Origin of the sequence: Qaidamihabitans albus, assembly GCF_016464705.1 — a bacterium.
GTDB lineage: Bacteria > Actinomycetota > Actinomycetes > Mycobacteriales > Pseudonocardiaceae > Qaidamihabitans > Qaidamihabitans albus.
The window spans coordinates 353,288-368,244 of the sequence record NZ_JAEHOB010000005.1; the positions used below are offsets into that span (position 1 = coordinate 353,288).

The 14,957-nt window shown below is 71.8% G+C and carries 16 protein-coding genes; 5 read left to right on the plus strand and 11 right to left on the minus strand.

Annotated features, from left to right (window positions below; all coding sequences use genetic code 11):
- Positions 1–35 precede the first annotated feature (35 nt).
- From JAP66_RS13195 to JAP66_RS13205, 3 genes are all read left to right on the plus strand, one after another.
- Entirely contained in the window at positions 36–632 is a 597-nt protein-coding gene (locus JAP66_RS13195; RefSeq protein WP_199431964.1) for a tetratricopeptide repeat protein, read from the plus strand.
- Positions 633–745: 113 nt separating this feature from the next.
- Positions 746–1,573, plus strand: coding sequence for a mechanosensitive ion channel family protein (locus JAP66_RS13200; RefSeq protein ID WP_199431965.1), 828 nt, complete (start codon positions 746–748; stop codon positions 1,571–1,573).
- Between the two features lie 11 nt (positions 1,574–1,584).
- Positions 1,585–1,728: a mechanosensitive ion channel family protein gene (locus JAP66_RS13205; protein ID WP_199431966.1), complete on the plus strand. Its 144-nt coding sequence runs from the start codon at positions 1,585–1,587 to the stop codon at positions 1,726–1,728.
- 17 nt (positions 1,729–1,745) lie between these two features.
- On the opposite strand, the gene JAP66_RS13210 is transcribed toward JAP66_RS13205, so the two are convergent.
- Together JAP66_RS13210 and JAP66_RS13215 are read right to left on the minus strand one after the other, a co-directional pair.
- Positions 1,746–1,937 carry a PASTA domain-containing protein gene (locus tag JAP66_RS13210; RefSeq protein ID WP_199431967.1) on the minus strand — a complete coding sequence of 64 codons (192 nt, stop codon included), beginning with the start codon at positions 1,935–1,937 and terminating at the stop codon, positions 1,746–1,748.
- A gap of 165 nt (positions 1,938–2,102) precedes the next feature.
- A complete protein-coding gene (locus JAP66_RS13215; RefSeq protein WP_199431968.1) occupies positions 2,103–2,735 on the minus strand; it encodes an NADPH-dependent FMN reductase in 633 nt (210 codons plus the stop codon).
- A gap of 101 nt (positions 2,736–2,836) precedes the next feature.
- Here JAP66_RS13215 and JAP66_RS13220 point away from each other — a divergent pair, with 101 nt between their 5' ends.
- Positions 2,837–3,703, plus strand: a complete 867-nt coding sequence (locus tag JAP66_RS13220; RefSeq protein ID WP_199431969.1) for a helix-turn-helix transcriptional regulator — start codon at positions 2,837–2,839, stop codon at positions 3,701–3,703.
- Between the two features lie 12 nt (positions 3,704–3,715).
- On the opposite strand, the gene JAP66_RS13225 is transcribed toward JAP66_RS13220, so the two are convergent.
- Complete coding sequence (locus JAP66_RS13225; RefSeq protein WP_199431970.1) at positions 3,716–4,387, minus strand: TetR/AcrR family transcriptional regulator; 672 nt, start codon at positions 4,385–4,387, stop codon at positions 3,716–3,718.
- Positions 4,388–4,488: 101 nt separating this feature from the next.
- On the opposite strand from JAP66_RS13225, the gene JAP66_RS13230 reads away from it, so the two are divergent.
- Positions 4,489–4,902: an SgcJ/EcaC family oxidoreductase gene (locus JAP66_RS13230; RefSeq protein WP_199431971.1), complete on the plus strand. Its 414-nt coding sequence runs from the start codon at positions 4,489–4,491 to the stop codon at positions 4,900–4,902.
- A 30-nt stretch (positions 4,903–4,932) separates the two neighbouring features.
- Here the strand turns inward: JAP66_RS13230 and JAP66_RS13235 are convergent, their stop codons facing one another.
- From JAP66_RS13235 to JAP66_RS13270, 8 genes are all read right to left on the minus strand, one after another.
- Positions 4,933–5,937: a YihY/virulence factor BrkB family protein gene (locus JAP66_RS13235; protein ID WP_199431972.1), complete on the minus strand. Its 1,005-nt coding sequence runs from the start codon at positions 5,935–5,937 to the stop codon at positions 4,933–4,935.
- Positions 5,938–6,013: 76 nt separating this feature from the next.
- Positions 6,014–6,988: an electron transfer flavoprotein subunit alpha/FixB family protein gene (locus tag JAP66_RS13240; protein WP_199431973.1), complete on the minus strand. Its 975-nt coding sequence runs from the start codon at positions 6,986–6,988 to the stop codon at positions 6,014–6,016.
- A gap of 4 nt (positions 6,989–6,992) precedes the next feature.
- Positions 6,993–7,754 carry an electron transfer flavoprotein subunit beta/FixA family protein gene (locus JAP66_RS13245; protein WP_199431974.1) on the minus strand — a complete coding sequence of 254 codons (762 nt, stop codon included), beginning with the start codon at positions 7,752–7,754 and terminating at the stop codon, positions 6,993–6,995.
- Between the two features lie 17 nt (positions 7,755–7,771).
- Positions 7,772–10,285, minus strand: coding sequence for a GcvT family protein (locus JAP66_RS13250; protein WP_199431975.1), 2,514 nt, complete (start codon positions 10,283–10,285; stop codon positions 7,772–7,774).
- Positions 10,286–10,296: 11 nt separating this feature from the next.
- A complete protein-coding gene (locus tag JAP66_RS13255) occupies positions 10,297–11,988 on the minus strand; it encodes a formate--tetrahydrofolate ligase (RefSeq protein WP_199431976.1) in 1,692 nt (563 codons plus the stop codon).
- Positions 11,989–12,001: 13 nt separating this feature from the next.
- A complete protein-coding gene (locus JAP66_RS13260) occupies positions 12,002–12,859 on the minus strand; it encodes a methylenetetrahydrofolate reductase (RefSeq protein WP_199431977.1) in 858 nt (285 codons plus the stop codon).
- Positions 12,860–12,887: 28 nt separating this feature from the next.
- A complete protein-coding gene (locus JAP66_RS13265) occupies positions 12,888–14,114 on the minus strand; it encodes a glycine cleavage T C-terminal barrel domain-containing protein (protein WP_199431978.1) in 1,227 nt (408 codons plus the stop codon).
- Positions 14,115–14,678: 564 nt separating this feature from the next.
- Positions 14,679–14,948 carry a DUF2277 domain-containing protein gene (locus JAP66_RS13270; protein WP_199431979.1) on the minus strand — a complete coding sequence of 90 codons (270 nt, stop codon included), beginning with the start codon at positions 14,946–14,948 and terminating at the stop codon, positions 14,679–14,681.
- Between the last annotated feature and the right edge of the window lie 9 nt (positions 14,949–14,957).

Sequence of the window (14,957 nt, forward strand, 5' to 3'; positions counted from 1 at the left end):
GGTGAAGGACCGTAGCGCACGGTACGTTTCCAGGCGTGGGCAAGGAGGCAGGCAGGGCGGTGGAGTCCGCGCGGGCGATGGAGGCGGACGCCGACGAGAACCCGGAACAACGCGGGGAGCTGTTGCTGGAGGCCGCGGAGCTGTGGCGCCAGGCCGGGGAGCACGACCGCGCCGTCGAGGTCCTCGGCCGGGTGATCGCGATGGGCGGCGAGGAAGGCGGCCACGCGCGCGTGGCACTGGCCGAGGCGCTGTTCGACGTCGACCAGGTCGAGGACGGCCGAGCGCAGCTCGACGCGCTTCGCCGGGAGGAGCCGTCGTCGGCGGCGCCCTACCACTCGGCGGCCGAGTTGCTGGAGGAACGCGGTGAGCAGCACGACGCGCTGACCTGGTTCGACCTGGCGGTCGCCCGGTTGAGCGAGCAGGAGCTGGCCGAGCGGGACCACGGGTCGCTGTCCTATGCGAACCAGGTGCTCGTGGGGCGGCGGCGGGTCCGCCAGGCGCTGGGACTCCCACCGGACGAATTGGACGATTCGCTGTCCGGGCCCGGGCCCCGGCGGCACGCCGCCGACAACGTGGTGGACCTCGCGCGTGCACGCTCACAGCGGGCACGGCGGCCGGAGAACCGCGGCTGACCAGCCACTTCTGCTCACCGGCGAGCCTGACCTGGCCCCCTGGGTGCGGCTCGCGCCGGCCGGCATGCCGCCGTCGAGATACCAGTCGGAAAGCCGAGACGGAGGGAGTGCGTGTGCCGACGCCCGTTGCCGGTCCGGCCGCACGAGCGGGTTCGAGGCACCTGATCGCACAGGCCGACCCGATCACCGAGTGGTTCGACGACAACTCCAGCGCCCTCATCTCGGGTGTGCTCAACATCGTGATCATCATCGTGGTCGCGCTGCTGCTGCGCGCGATCCTGGGACGGGTCATCGACCAGCTGGCCAGGCGCATGGTCAGCTCGCGGGAACGGCTCACCAAGGCCAGGCCGAGCCGCATCGTGAAGTCCGCAGGCACCGCACGAGCCGAACGGCAGCGGCAGCGGCAGCGGCAGCGGGCGCAGACGATCGCCTCGGTGCTGAAGAGCGTGGCGACGTTGGTCGTCTTCGGAATCGCCTTCGTCACGATCCTCAGCCAGGTCGGGATCAACATCGGGCCCATCCTGGCGAGCGCGGGCGTCGTCGGCCTCGCCATCGGGTTCGGCGCGCAGAGCGTGGTGCAGGATTTCCTCTCCGGACTGTTCATGATGACCGAGGACCAGTACGGCGTCGGTGACGTCATCGACGCCGGCGACGCGGTCGGCACCGTCGAGGCGGTAACCCTGCGCATCACCAAGATCCGGGACCTCAACGGCGGCCTGTGGCACGTGCGCAACGGCGAGATCCAGCGCGTCTGCGACATGAACCAGGACTGGGCCAACGCCGTCGTCGAACTGCCGCTGGACTACTCCGTCGACGTCGCCAACGCCAAGCAGGTCATCCAGCACAGCATCGACGAGTTCGCCGACGACCCGGAGGTCGCGCCCAAGATCATCAAGCGGCCGGACATCGCGGGGTCGTGGGTATCGGCAACGGCGCGGTGACGGTGCGGGTCATGGTGACGACCCAGCCCGGTGAACAGTGGGCGATCGGCCGCGCGCTCCGGGCACACCTCAAGGAGAGCCTGGACCGGGCCGGGATCAAGGTCGCCTACCCGGTCCTGCCGGTGAGCGGGCCCGGAGCGGCGCAGCAGGGTTGAGTGGCTCGGGTTCGCCGTCAGTCGCTGTACTTCACGGCGGTGAGCGTGATGACCGTGTCCGGGGTGACCTCGGTACCGGCAGGCGGATCCTGCCCGGTCTGCACCCAGCTCCGGTCGAGGACAAGCATGCGGCCGCGCCCCGAGCCGCCGACCTCGCGCAGGTTGAACAGCCCCGCGGCCTGCATCGTGTCCTGCGCCTGCTGATCCATGCCCGACACGTCGGGAACGGCGATCTTGCGCGCCGGTTTCGGCGAGTTCGCGGTCGGCGGTCCGGGCTGCGTGGCGTGCCCGCGGACGTGCTCTGCATGGGATCCGCCTCTCGTGGGAGCGAGCCGGCCGTTACCGGCCGCGGTCTCCGGCCGGCCCGCTCCGGGTCAGCGCCCGCCCTCGGCCGCGGCGACCGGTTCCGGGACACGTTCGCGCAGCGTGCGCAGGGCGCCGCCCCAGGCAAGCAGCTCATCGAGCATCGTGTCCACGGCGGGCTCCCGGTCGGCCCTCGGCGTGAACTCGGTGTAGTCCCGGAAGTCGGTGGGGAGGAACAGCGGGACGTGTGAGCGCACGTCGGCGACCTTGAGCTCGCCGAGGACGAGCCGCAGGTGCTCGGCGGCGCGCATGCCGCCCTCGGCGCCGTAGGTGACGAACCCCGCCGACTTGTCGTTCCACTCCGCGAAGAGGAAGTCGATGGCGTTCTTCAGCGCGCCCGGTGCCGAGTGGTTGTACTCCGGGACCACGAAGACGTAGGCGTCGAACGAGCGGACCTTCGCCGCCCACGCGAAGGTGTGCGCCCGGGTGTACTGACCGGCGAGCGGAGGCACCGGTTCGTCGAGGTGCGGGAGCGCGTAGTCGGCGATGTCCACGATCTCGAAGCTCGCGTCGCCGCGCCGGGCGGCGAGGCCGTGCACCCACTGCGCGACCGCGGTGGCGTGACGTCCCGGCCGGGTGCTGCCCACCACGATCGCGACGTTCAGCGGCCGTTGCTGGGTCTGTCCATTGGTTGCTGTCGTCATGCCACCGATCGTGCGGCACCGGGGCGGTCCTGGGGAGGCCGCGCGGAGGCTGGCCCTGCCGGGGCTACCACGAACGACGCCGCCGCTGGGACACTGGCGAGGTGATCGAGGGAGAGCTGGGCGCGTTCCTGCGCAGCAGGCGGGAGGCGGTGAAACCCGCCGACGTGGGCCTGCCCGCGGGGTCCCGGCGCCGGACGCCCGGCCTGCGCCGCGCCGAGCTGGCCACCCTCGCCGGGATCAGCGTCGACTACCTGACCAGGCTCGAACAGGGCAGGGACACCCGCCCGTCGACCCAGGTGCTCGCCGCGCTGGCCGAGGTGCTGCGGCTCAGCGACGACGAGCTGAACCACCTGCAGGAGCTTGCCACCGTGAGCAACGGCACCGAGTTGCTGTGCGCGCAGTCGCGGGATGCGCTGGTCATCACCCGCGACGTCCGCCCGACCGTGTACGCGGTGCTGCGGCAACTCGAGCCCGCCCCCGCGGTCGTCATGAACCACCTGACCGATCTGCTGGCCTGGAACGACGGGTACGACCGGCTGGCGCGGCCACTGGGTGTCCTCGACGCCGAGCGGCCCAACCTGCTGTCGTTCACCTTCACCGACGAGCGCGCCCCGGCCGCGTATCCCGGCTGGGAGGAGGTGGCCGACGATCAGGTGGCCACACTGCACGAGCTGCGCCACGGCGACGCCGGTGCCGACACCCTCGCCGCCCGGCTCGCCGAAGCCGCCGGGAACGCGTTCACCCACCGCTGGCGCCGGCGGCCGGTCGGCGCCAGGCGCACGGGGCATCTGGCGCTGGGACATCCGGTCGCCGGAGCCCTGCGGCTGACGTTCGAGACTCTCGACCTGGCCGGGCCCGGCCGGCAACGGCTGGTGGTCTACCTGCCGGCCGACGCGCCCACCTCCACGGGGCTCGATCTGCTCACCGGCAGGCGGCCCGGCGGGCTGCGGTCGGTGAGCGGCGGCTGAGCCGGCCGGTGCTCACCCGCCTGCGGGTGGCGCCCAACGTTGCGAGAAGAGTTCGTAACCCGGCGGGTGACCGGGTAACGGCCGCCCGGCCGTGGCACGCAGGCCGTCGAGGGCGATGGCGTTGATGCGCTCCCGAGCGTTGCGGGCCGCCTCGGTGAGGTCCGTCCGCCCCTGCCTCGCGAGCTGTTCGAGCAGCGGCGACTTGGCGAGCTGCTCGATGAGCAGGGCGATGTCGACCGCCGTCACGTCGCGACGCAGCACCCCTGCCGCGTGCGCCCGTTCGACGAGCGCCTCGACGGCCTCGTCGGAGCGCCGGTTCTTCTCCGCCATGCCCTCGGTCACCTCGATCGTGCCCGCGATCGGCGCCAGCGAGCCAGCCCCCAGCTCGATCGCCGTGGTCACGTAGTGCGCGAGGCCGGCCCACGGGTCCAGCTGCGCGAGCCCCTCCTCGGCTGCCTGGAGGTACTCGTCCAGCGCGATCTCGCACAGGCGCTGGAAGAGCTCCTCCTTCGTGCGGTACCGGCGATACAGGCTGCCGATGCCGACGCCCGCGCGGGCCGCGATCGCCGCCACCGACGCGTGTGCACCGTCCACCGCGAGCACCGCGCGCGCGGCGTCGAGCAGCGCGCGGTCGTTGCGCTCGGCCTCGGCCTGCCGGGGCGCCCGGCGTGCCCGGTTCGTCATGGCCGCAGCTTATCGGCACTTGCGGAGCGGTTCGTTCCGGCATAGTCTTCAACCGGAGCGATTCACTCCGTTATTTGTCTCCAGAACGAGAGGGGCCCGGAATGACTCATGAGGAGAACGTCACAGCCATCCGCCGGCTCGTCGCCGACGCCGAGCGGTACCAGAACGACGTGGGGCGCTTCGTCGCGCTGCACACGGCCGACGCGATCATCGTGAACATCGCGGGAGTCCGGGTGCTCGGGCGGGACGCCATCGAACAGGCCATGAGCCGGGCACTGGCGAGCCCGCTGGCAAAGGTGCTGACGAGAACCGAGATCGAGGACATCCGCTTCGTCGGCCCCGAGGTCGCGATCGTGAGCTGCGTCAAGCACGTGTCGGACCAGCGGGACACCTCGGCGAAGGAGGAGCAGGGCGAGAGCCTGCCCACCCGGGGCAGCCTCGGCTACGTGGTGGTCCGGGAACAGGACGCGTGGCGGATCGCGTCCGCGCAGACCACCCCGGTGCGGGCCGCCTGACCCGCGGCCCGGGAGCGCGCGGGCGGTACATCAGCGCCGCCCGGTCCGCTCCCCCGCGGGTTCCTGGGTCTCCCTGGCCTCCTCGGCCTGGGTGTCCGCGCTGTACGCCCCCCGCTCGCCCGGTGGCTGCGTGCCCCCGGCCGTGGTGTCGCGGGCGGTCTGGCGTTCGGACTCCGCGTTGATCTCGGCCCCGAGCAGGACCAGGTAGCTCGTGAGGAACAGCCACAGCATGAGCACCACGACGCCCGCGATCGCACCGTAGGTCTCGTTGTAGCTGCCGAAGTTGTTGACATAGAGGCTGAAACCCGCGCTGGCCACGAGCCACAGCAGGGTGGCCAGCACGGCACCGGGGCTCACCCAGCGCCAGCTGGGTGAGCTACGGTCCGGCGCGACCCGGTAGACCACCGCGAGCGCCACAGTGAACACCCCGAGCAGCAGCACCCAGCGCAGCACCTGCGCCAGCACGTTGCCGACCACCCCGAGTTGCAGGGCATTGAGCACGGCAGGGACCACCGCGACGAGCGCGAGCGTGACCAGCGCGAAGACGATCACGGCCAGGGTCAGCACGAGCGCCGTGGCCCGCAGCTTGACGAAGCCGCGGTCCTCCGTCTCGTCGTAGGCGAGGTTCACCGCCTTCATCAGGTTGCTGACACCCCCGGACGCACTCCACAGTGCGGCGAGCAGCGAGACCGCGAGCCCGACGGTCAGCGCGGTACCACCGGCGTTCGCGGCCCCGGCGAGCTGATCGGTGATCAACGGCTGCGCGGACTCCGGCAGCGCCGACGCGAACCGCTCCGTCTGCCGGGCGATCTGGTCCGGGTCGGCGACCAGCCCGTACAGGGTGAGCGCCGCGATCATCGCCGGGAAGAGGGCGAGAAAGCCGAAGAAGGCGACCCCGGCCGCCAGGATCGGCACGTTGTCGGCCTTGGCCTCCTTCATGCCCCTGCGCAAAACCTGCCACCAGCCGCGCGGTGGGATCTGGCCAGGGGTCTGCGCACGTCCGCCGCGCCGGTGACCGTCCCTGTTCGTACTCATGAACGGCGAGTTCCCACCCCGGCACGTTCTACACAGCCTCGTGAGTGCGCACGCGAGTTCTAACGCGCGTGCGCACTCACGAGGACCGGGCCCGGATCTCGGCGACCACCGCGGGCAGCACCTCGTGTACGTCACCGATGACGGCATAGGTCGCGCGCGCCACCATGGGCGCCTCGGGGTCGGTGTTGACGGCCAGGATCGCCTTCGAGTCCGTGCAGCCGACCCAGTGCTGGGTGGCACCGCTGATCCCGCACGCGATGTAGAGGTCCGGGGCGACCTTGGTGCCGGTCAGGCCGACCTGGTCGCTGTGCGGGCGCCACCCGTTGTTGGTCGCCACCCGCGAGCAGCCGACCGCGCCGCCGAGTAGCGCGGCGAGCTCCTCCAGCACCGCGTAGCCCTCCGCGCTGCCCACGCCGCGGCCACCCGAGACGATCACCGGCGCGGTGGCCAGCGTGATGCCGCCGCGCCCGGCGGTGCGCTCGACCACCCTGGTACGCGCCAGCTCGGGCAGCAGCTCCGGCACGAACTCCCGCACGGCACAGTTGTCGACCGCCTGCGCGTCGGCCGGCGCGGCCGCCCCCTGCGCGACGGTGGCCAGCTTGACCGGGGCGGTCAGCTCGGCCTCCTCCAGTAGCATCCCGCCACCGCGCGCCCGGGTGAGCAGCCAGGGATCACCGCCGGTGACGGCGACGCAGTTCGTGGCGAGCGGCAGCCGCGCCCGCGCGGCGGCGTGCGCCATGATCTCGGTGCCCCGGTCGGTGCCCGCCGCCAGCACCGCGGCGGGACGCAGGTGCGCCACCAGCTGCGCCAGCGCCTCGCCGAAGGCCTCCGGCGCGTAACCGGCCAGCAGCTCGTGGCGGATCAGGTGCAGCGTCGCGACGCCCTGCTTGGCCAGCTCGTCCGTGAGGTGCCCGGCCACGTCGTCTGCGTCATCGGCGTCAGCACCGTCGCTGGTGACGTGCAGCACCGCCTCCACCGGCAGGTCCAGCGAATGGGCGAGGGCGAGCACGTTTGGCGCGGGCTCCTGCCCGTCGATCAGCGTCAGCAGCATCGCTTCACACCACCCCGAGTTCTTCGAGTACGTCGACCACCGCGGGCGCGGCCGCGGCACCCTGGCCGAGCAGGACGGTCTCGGCGCGGTCGTCGGCCGGCTGCCGCAGCCGGAGCTTGCGCAACCCGCCCACCGGGGGCTCGAAGGCGATGGTGCGCAGCGAAGCCTTCCTGGCCCGCAGCCTGCCCGGCAGGTTCGGGTACCGGGGCAGGTTGAGCCCTTCCCGCACGGCCGCCGCGGCGGGCAACGGCAGCTCGTACAGCTCGGCACCGTCGGGCACCTCGCGCCGCAACCGCAGCCCGTCGCCGACCTCGATGCCCTTGATCCCGCCGACGATCGGCAGGCCCAGCTCGGCCGCCACCCGGATGCCGACCTGGTAGTGGCCCGCGTCGGCGGAGGAGTCGCCGAACAGGACGAGATCGAACGGCGGCGCGCCGTCGGTGACCGTGTGGACGGCTTGCGCGATCGCCGCCGCGGTGGCCTCCGGGTCGAGCTCGGCCGGGCCGGTCTCCACCAGGACACCGCGGTCGGCGCCCATCGCGAGCGCGTAGCGAAGCTGCTCCTCGGCCTCCGGCGGGCCGACCGCGAGCACCGTGACCTGCCCGCCGTGCCCGGCGACCAGGCGCACGGCCTCCTCCACCGCGCACTCCTCGTGCGGGCCGATGGTGAACCCGAGGTGGCGGGTGTCGATCTCGCGCGAGTCGGCGCTCAGCGGCACCTTGGCTCCGGGTGCCGGTACCCGCTTGACGCAGACGAGTATCTCCATCGCGCACCTCCCTGCCGCTACTTCATGCGGGTGTCGTCGGGATCGAACAGCGGCCTGCGGCCGACCCGCGCCACGGTCACCGGGTAGCGCTCGGCCATGTACTCCACGAACAACCCGGTGCCCTCGACCGCGTAGTCGGGGGGCAGGTAGGCCATCAGGAGGTAGGCACCCAGTGACGGCGCCGAGCCCGCACTGGTGACATAGGAGCCGCGGCCCTTGCGGTCGACGAGCCGCTCCCCGTCCGGCGCCAGGACCGGCTCGCCGCCCTGCGGGTAGCGGGGGGTCCCGGCGGCGTCGGCGTGGTCGTCGACCGTCAGCGTGCACAGCGTCGCCGCGGGCCCGGACTCACGGGCGGCCAGGTACGCCTGCTTGCCGATGAAGTCGGCCGCCTTGACCTTGGGCAGCGCCAGATCGGCCTCGACGGGGCTGTACTCGGAGCCCAGCTCGGCGCCCATCAGCCGGTAGCCCTTCTCCAGCCGCCCGGTGCCGCCGTACACGCCGATGCCCGCCGGCACGATCCCGAACGGCTCGCCGGCCTCCGCGATCGTGTCCCACAGCCGCAGGCCCTGCTCGAACGGCGCGTGCAGCTCCCAGCCCAGATCGCCCACATAGGACACGCGCAGAGCGAGCACCGGCACGGTGCCCACGGTGATCCACCGCGCCGTGCCGAACCCGAACGCGGCATCGGACACGTCGTCGTCGGTCACCGCCGACAGCACGTCCCGCGCGCGCGGACCCCACAGCCCGAGCGTGCACACGGCCGAGGTCACGTCGGTGAAGCTAACCGAGCCGTCGGCGGGCAGGTGTCTGCTGAACCAGAACGCGTCGCGGGCCCCGTCGGCGCCGCCGGTGATGACCCGGAACTCCCGCTCGCCCAGCCGGACGACGGTCAGGTCGCTGCGGAAGCCGCCGTCCGGCGTGAGCACCGGGGTGTAGACGAGCCTGCCGACCGGGCGGTCGACCCGCGCCATCGTCAGCCGCTGCAGGTAGTCCAGCGCGCCCGCCCCGGACACCTCGAACTGGGCGAATGCCGACAGGTCGATCATGGCCGCCCGCTCGCGCATGGCCAGGTGCTCGGCGTTGATGACGGGCGACCACCACCGGGCGTCCCACTCGTGCGGGCGGCCGGGGATCCGGTCACCGAACTCGGCGAGCAGCGCCCGGTTGGACTCGTACCACTGCGGCCGTTCCCAGCCGCCCACCTCGAAGAACTCCGCGCCCAGCTCCCGCTCCCTTGCGTGGAACGGGGACAACCGCTGCGGCCGGCTGGAGGTCCACTGCTCGCGCGGATGCACGATCCCGTAGATCTTGTTGAAGCCCTCCGCCGCGCGGGCCCGCACGTGCCCGCGGGTGCGCTGGTGCGGGTAGAAGCGCGCGATGTCGGCGCCGTGCAGGTCGATCTCCGCGGTGCCGTGGGTCATCCACTCGGCCAGCATCCGTCCCACCCCGGGGCCTTCCTTGATCCACACCGCCGCCGCGGACCACAGCCCGGCGACCTCGGGCGACTCGCCGAGGACCGGTGCGCCGTCCGGGGTCAGCGAGAGCAGGCCGTTGATCGCGTGCCGCACCCCGGCGCCCGGTGTGTCGAGGATCCGGCCGAACAGTTCGAGCGCGTCCTCCAGTTGCGGGTCGAAGTCCTCCTGGGTGAACGGCAGCTGCGTCGGGGACAGCGCGGCGGCCTCGATCGACGGGATCTCCCCCGGCTCGTGGAGGATCGGCCGGTGGGCATAGGAGCCGACCTCCAGGTCCGCACCGCTCTGCCGCTCGTACATCAGGGCGTCCATGTCCCGGATGATCGGGTAGCCGATCTCGGTACCGGTCGCGGCGAGCTCGGGGATCGGCCCCACGTCCATCATCTGGTGCACGACGGGGATCAGCGGGATCCGGGCGCCCGCCATCGCGGCGATCCGGGGACTCCAGACCCCGCACGCGATCACCACCGTGTCGGTCTCGATGTCGCCGCGGTCGGTGCACACCGCCCGCACGCGGCCTTGCTCGGTGCGGATGCCGGTGATCTCCGTGTTGGCCGACACGGTCAGGGCACCCTGCGCGACCGCCTGCTCGCGCATCAGGGTTCCCGCCTGCAACGGGTCGACCACGGCCACCGACGGCGTCCAGAATCCGGCCACGATGATGTCCGGATCGACGAACGGCACCAGTTGCGCCACCCGCTCCGGGCCGATCAGTTCCGAGGGGACGCCCCACGCCGTGGCCGAGGCCATCCGCCTGCGGAGCTCCTCGGCCCGTTCCGGCGTGCGGGCGATCTCGATGCCACCGCAGGTGACGAGCGTGCCCAGCTTCTCGTACTGGTGCATCGAGTCCAGGGTGAGCGCGGTGATCTCCTTGGAGTGATCGACCGGGAAGATGAAGTTGGACGCGTGCCCGGTCGACCCGCCCGGGTCGGGCAGCGGGCCCTTGTCCAGCAGCACGATGTCGCGCCAGCCAGCCTCGGCGAGGTGGTGGCTCACGGAGTTGCCGACGATCCCGGCGCCGATCACGACGACGCCGGCCCGGCTCGGAACGCTGTTCATCGATACCTCCTTCACGACAGCCCCACGACCTGGCCGGACTCGTCGATGTCGATGCGCTCGGCCGCGGGCTGCGACGACAGGCCCGGCATCGTGCGCATGTCACCGCAGATCGGATAGACGAAGCCCGCCCCGACGGAGGCGCGCACCTCGCGCACCGGCAGCCGCCAGCCGCTCGGCGCGCCCTTGCGGGCCGGGTCGGCCGACAGCGAGAGGTGGGTCTTGGCGATGCACACCGGCAGCGAGCCGAACCCGCAGCGCTCGTAGCTCTCCAGCTGGCGGCGGGCCACGGGGCTGAGCTCGATGCCGTCCGCCCCGTACATCCGGCGCGCCACCGTGTCGATCTTGTCCGCCAGCGGCAGGTCGTCGGGGTAGAGAAAGCCGAACCGGCCGGGTTCGGCGCAGGCGGCCGCGACGGCCTCGGCCAGCTCGGCGGCGCCCTTGCCGCCCTGGGCGACGTGGTCGGTGACGGCCGCGCGCACGCCCTCCTCGGCCGCGATGTCCACGATGGCCTTCTTCTCGCTCTCGAAGTCCGTGGGGAAGGCGTTCACCGCGATGACCGGGCTGACACCGTGCGCCCGGATGTTGGCGATCTGCCTGCGCAGGTTCGCGGCCCCGGCAAGCACGTCGTCCGGGCTCTCGGCGAGCATCTCCTCCGGCAGCGGCCTGCCCGCCACCACCCGGAACCTGCCCGAGTGCGCCTTGAGCGCACGGACGGTTGCCACGATCACCGCGGCGTCCGGGACCAGGCCGGAGACCCGGCACTTGATGTTGAAGAACCGCTCCGCGCCCATGTCGGCGCCGAAGCCGGCCTCGGTGACCAGATAGTCGCCGCCGTGGATGCCGATCAGGTCGGCGATCACCGAGGAGTTGCCGTGCGCGATGTTGCCGAAAGGTCCACAGTGGATCAGTGCCGGTGTCTGCTCGGCGGTCTGCATCAGGTTGGGCTTGATCGCCTCCCGCAGTTGCACGCACATCGCGCCCGCGGCACGCAGCTGCTCGGCGGTCACCGGTGCACCGTCGCGGTCATAGCCGAACACGATCCGGCCGAGCCGGGCCCGCAGGTCCGGCAGCGAGCTCGCCAGCGCCAGCACCGCCATCACCTCGCTGGCGGCGGTGATGTCGAAACCGGTCTGCCGGGGGATGCCGTCGGGCCTGCCACCGAGGCCGGTGACGATCTGCCGCAGGTCCCGGTCGTTGACGTCCACCACCCGCCGCCAGGTGATCTCGAACGGGTCGATACCCAGGTTGTTGCCCTTGTGCAGGTGGTTGTCGATCATGGCGGCGAGCAGGTTGTGCGCCGACGTGACCGCGTGCAGGTCACCGGTCAGGTGCAGGTTCACCGGCTCCATCGGCACCACCTGGGAGTAGCCGCCGCCTGCCGCGCCGCCCTTGATGCCGAAGGTGGGGCCCATCGACGACTGGCGGATGGCGATCACGGCACGGCGCCCGATGTGCCCGAACGCCTGGCCGAGCCCGACCGTCGTGGTGGTCTTGCCCTCCCCCAGCGGCGTCGGGGTGATCGAGGAGACCACGACATACTTGGCACGCGGCCGGTCGGCGAGCTCGCCGACCGCGTCGAGGGAGATCTTGGCCGCCGACCGGCCGTAGGGTTCGACCAGGTGCTCGCCGATGCCCATATCGGCGGCCACCTCGGCCGGCGGCTTCAGTGCGGTGTTGCGGGAGATCTCGAGGTCCGAGGGCATGTGTTTGCCTCCCCTACGCTGCCCGCCGATGGGTCTGGTCGACCCACCGCGCGGTCCTGCCGACTCGGTTGAACGTGTAGAAATGCAGCCCTGCCAGATCGCAGCCCTCTTGCGCGGCCCGCGCGCCGAGCTCACGGACGAGCCCTCCCGGCCGGTAGCCGCCCGGCCGCAGCAGCCTGCCTGCCGCCGAACCGTGCCCGCGCAGGAAGCGCATGGAGTCACCGACCCCGATGCGCAGGCCCACCTTCAGCAGCACCCGGGTGTCCACCACGCCCGGAACGCCTGCCACGACCGGCAGGGTGATCCCGGAACCGCGGGCGGCCGCGACGAACCGGCACACCGCGCCCGCGTCGAAGCACAGCTGGGTGACGGTGTAGTCGGCATAGTCCTGCTTGGCGCGCAGCGCCGACCACAGTTCCGCTTCGCCGATCACCGGATGTCCCTCCGGATACGACGGCACCCCGATGCGGGCGGGCAGGCGGCCGAGTTCCGCCATACCGCGCAACAGGGAGAGCCCGTCGGCGAAGGAACCCGAGGGGTCGCGGGCGTCACCGCCGATGACGAAGACCTCGTCGATCCCGGCACCGGCGAGGCGGCCGAGCACATCGGACAGTTCGGCCAGGTCCCTGAGCTGCCGCGCCGCCAGGTGCGGAACGGCGTGCAGCCGCTGGGCGGCGAGCTTCTCGCAGATGTCGAGAGTCGCCCCGACGCCCAGCCGTGGCGAGGCCGTGACGGTCACCACCGACTGTTCCGGCAGCGCCCCGGTCTCCTCCAGCACCGCAGGCAACGGCAGCACCTCGTACCGCGGCCGGGCCAGCAGCGGTGCGGCCGCCCGCCGGTCGCGGGAGCGGCGAGTGAAGAGCTGTTCCATGTCCGACCCCCTTCCCCTGCTGCGCGGCCTAGCGCTTCGGGTTCTCCTTGCGGGGATCGATGAACGGCTTCTCCACGACGACACCGCCGCGGGTACCGCCGGGCGTGCCGACGGTGACGCTCGTGCCCGGCGCGGTGAGCTCGATCGGCAGCATGGCGAGGCCGATGTTGCGGTCGAGCCGCGGCGAGTAGCACGCGCTCGTCACCGAGCCCGCGGGGCCGGCCGCGGAGCCGTGCACGGGGAACGGTTCGATCATCGACCCGTCGTTGTAGCTGCCCAGCGGCGCGCCGTCGATCTCGAGGCCGACCATCAGCCGGGACACACCCTCGGCCCTGATCCGCCTGAGTGCGTCCTTGCCGATGAAGTCCGCCTGCTGCTCAAGGTCGAGCATCCAACCGTAGTCGTAGCCGACCTCGAGCGGGTTGGTGTTCAGCGTGATGTCGCAGCCGTAGGCGAGCATGCCCGCCTCGATCCGCCGGATGTGGCACGGTCCGATGGGCCTCAGGCCCTGCGGTTCTCCTGCCTGCCATACGGCGTCCCACAACCGGTCGGCGTCCCGGGAGGCGTGGTGCAGGTAGATCTCGTAGCCGATCTCGCCGGAGTAGCCGGTGCGGCTGACCACGACGTCCATTCCGTCGACGGTGAAGTCGCGCAGCCGGTAGTACGGCACGTCGAGGATGCCGGGGCCGAAGAGCTCGGTCATCACCTCCTTGGCCCTGGGACCCTGTATCTGCAGCGGGGCCACGTCGGCCTCGCGGATCGTGACGTCCCAGCCGCCCGACTGCGCGAGGCCCATCGACCACAGCCCGACGTCGCTGTCGGCCAGCGAGAGCCAGAAGCGGTTCTCCTCCAGCCGCAGCAGGATCGGGTCGTTGATGATGCCGCCGTCGGGCGCGGTGACGAACACGTACTTGCACTGCCCGACGTCGCATTTGGTCAGATCGCGGGGGACGAGCATGTTGGTGAAGTCGAACGCGTCCGGCCCGGAGATCTCCAGCTGACGTTCGACGCCGACGTCCCACAGCGTCACGCCGTCGAGCAGCGCCCAGTACTCGCCGACCGGGTCGCCGTAGTGGCGCGGGTGATACGTGTGGTTGTAGACGCTGTAGCAGGCCACGCCGTGCGCGCGGGACTTCCAGAAGAAGGGCGACTTGCGGAGCCTCGTGTAGAGCATGACAGCCGGCTGGTCGACGATCCCGGCCTGCGGGCGCGGCGCCGTGCGGTGCTCCAGGTGCGGGTTGATGACGTTGGTCATGAGGGCCACCTCGTTTTCGGCCCGGGTACAACGTGCGGATTTGTGGGTGAGTGACCACCCTCCCCTGCTGTTGCGCTATACGCATCAGTTGCCGTAGACGCAACTTGTGACGATGACCACAGTGTGGGACTCAGCCAAGACGCAGGTCAAGAGGCCGAACCGGGTTTATTCGATTCATTTCGGGGTACGGGTCCGCGCCCGCGCCCGCGCTTCGCGGGGCACGGTTCCGCCGGGCGTGCCGGCCTGTGCGGGCCCGGGCGCGAGTGCGTCGCCGTGGTAGACGCCGAGGACACGGCATCCCGGCCCGGCGCTCGAGCGGGCGCGCGGCGAGCGGGAATTCGTTGCCGAGGCCGGGTCGCGCGCCGGGTTCGGCCGCAGCGTCGTACGGCAGGCGGCGGCCGGGCTCGCCGGTGAAGGGGCTGGAGCTGTCGCACCACGGTGCTGGAGCTGTCGCCCGGCGAACCGCCGCCCAGGGCGCGCGTACCGGAGCTGCCGGCGGGTGAGCAACCGACGCCTCGCTGCACCGGTTGCCTCAGCGCGTGGTTGCCTCAGCGCGTGGTTGCCTCAGCGCTTGGCGGTCTCCCGCGCGCGGACCTCCGGCCTGCGCAACGGCGGCACGGTTGGCGGTGGCTGGCGCCGGGCGGGCAGCTCGGCGAGCAGCCGCGTGGTGGTCGCGGCGACCTCCGCTACCGCACGCTCGAACGGCTCCCTTGTCGCTTCGGAAACGGTCTGCACCCCGCTGACCTTGCGCACGTACTGGCGGGCGGCTGCCTCGATCTCCTCCGCCGTCGCCGAGGGCTCCAGGCCACGAAGAACCGTGATGTTGCGGCACATGTGGCACAG

Excerpts from the sequence above, each read along its gene's own strand:
- JAP66_RS13205 (WP_199431966.1), top strand. The coding sequence starts at position 1,585 with ATGGTGACGACCCAGCCCGGTGAACAGTGGGCGATCGGCCGCGCGCTC.
- JAP66_RS13210 (WP_199431967.1), bottom strand. The coding sequence starts at position 1,937 with ATGGATCAGCAGGCGCAGGACACGATGCAGGCCGCGGGGCTGTTCAAC.
- JAP66_RS13215 (WP_199431968.1), bottom strand. The coding sequence starts at position 2,735 with ATGACGACAGCAACCAATGGACAGACCCAGCAACGGCCGCTGAACGTC.
- JAP66_RS13225 (WP_199431970.1), bottom strand. The coding sequence starts at position 4,387 with ATGACGAACCGGGCACGCCGGGCGCCCCGGCAGGCCGAGGCCGAGCGC.
- JAP66_RS13230 (WP_199431971.1), top strand. The coding sequence starts at position 4,489 with ATGACTCATGAGGAGAACGTCACAGCCATCCGCCGGCTCGTCGCCGAC.
- JAP66_RS13235 (WP_199431972.1), bottom strand. The coding sequence starts at position 5,937 with ATGAGTACGAACAGGGACGGTCACCGGCGCGGCGGACGTGCGCAGACC.
- JAP66_RS13240 (WP_199431973.1), bottom strand. The coding sequence starts at position 6,988 with ATGCTGCTGACGCTGATCGACGGGCAGGAGCCCGCGCCAAACGTGCTC.
- JAP66_RS13245 (WP_199431974.1), bottom strand. The coding sequence starts at position 7,754 with ATGGAGATACTCGTCTGCGTCAAGCGGGTACCGGCACCCGGAGCCAAG.
- JAP66_RS13250 (WP_199431975.1), bottom strand. The coding sequence starts at position 10,285 with ATGAACAGCGTTCCGAGCCGGGCCGGCGTCGTCGTGATCGGCGCCGGG.
- JAP66_RS13255 (WP_199431976.1), bottom strand. The coding sequence starts at position 11,988 with ATGCCCTCGGACCTCGAGATCTCCCGCAACACCGCACTGAAGCCGCCG.
- JAP66_RS13260 (WP_199431977.1), bottom strand. The coding sequence starts at position 12,859 with ATGGAACAGCTCTTCACTCGCCGCTCCCGCGACCGGCGGGCGGCCGCA.
- JAP66_RS13265 (WP_199431978.1), bottom strand. The coding sequence starts at position 14,114 with ATGACCAACGTCATCAACCCGCACCTGGAGCACCGCACGGCGCCGCGC.
- JAP66_RS13270 (WP_199431979.1), bottom strand. The coding sequence starts at position 14,948 with ATGTGCCGCAACATCACGGTTCTTCGTGGCCTGGAGCCCTCGGCGACG.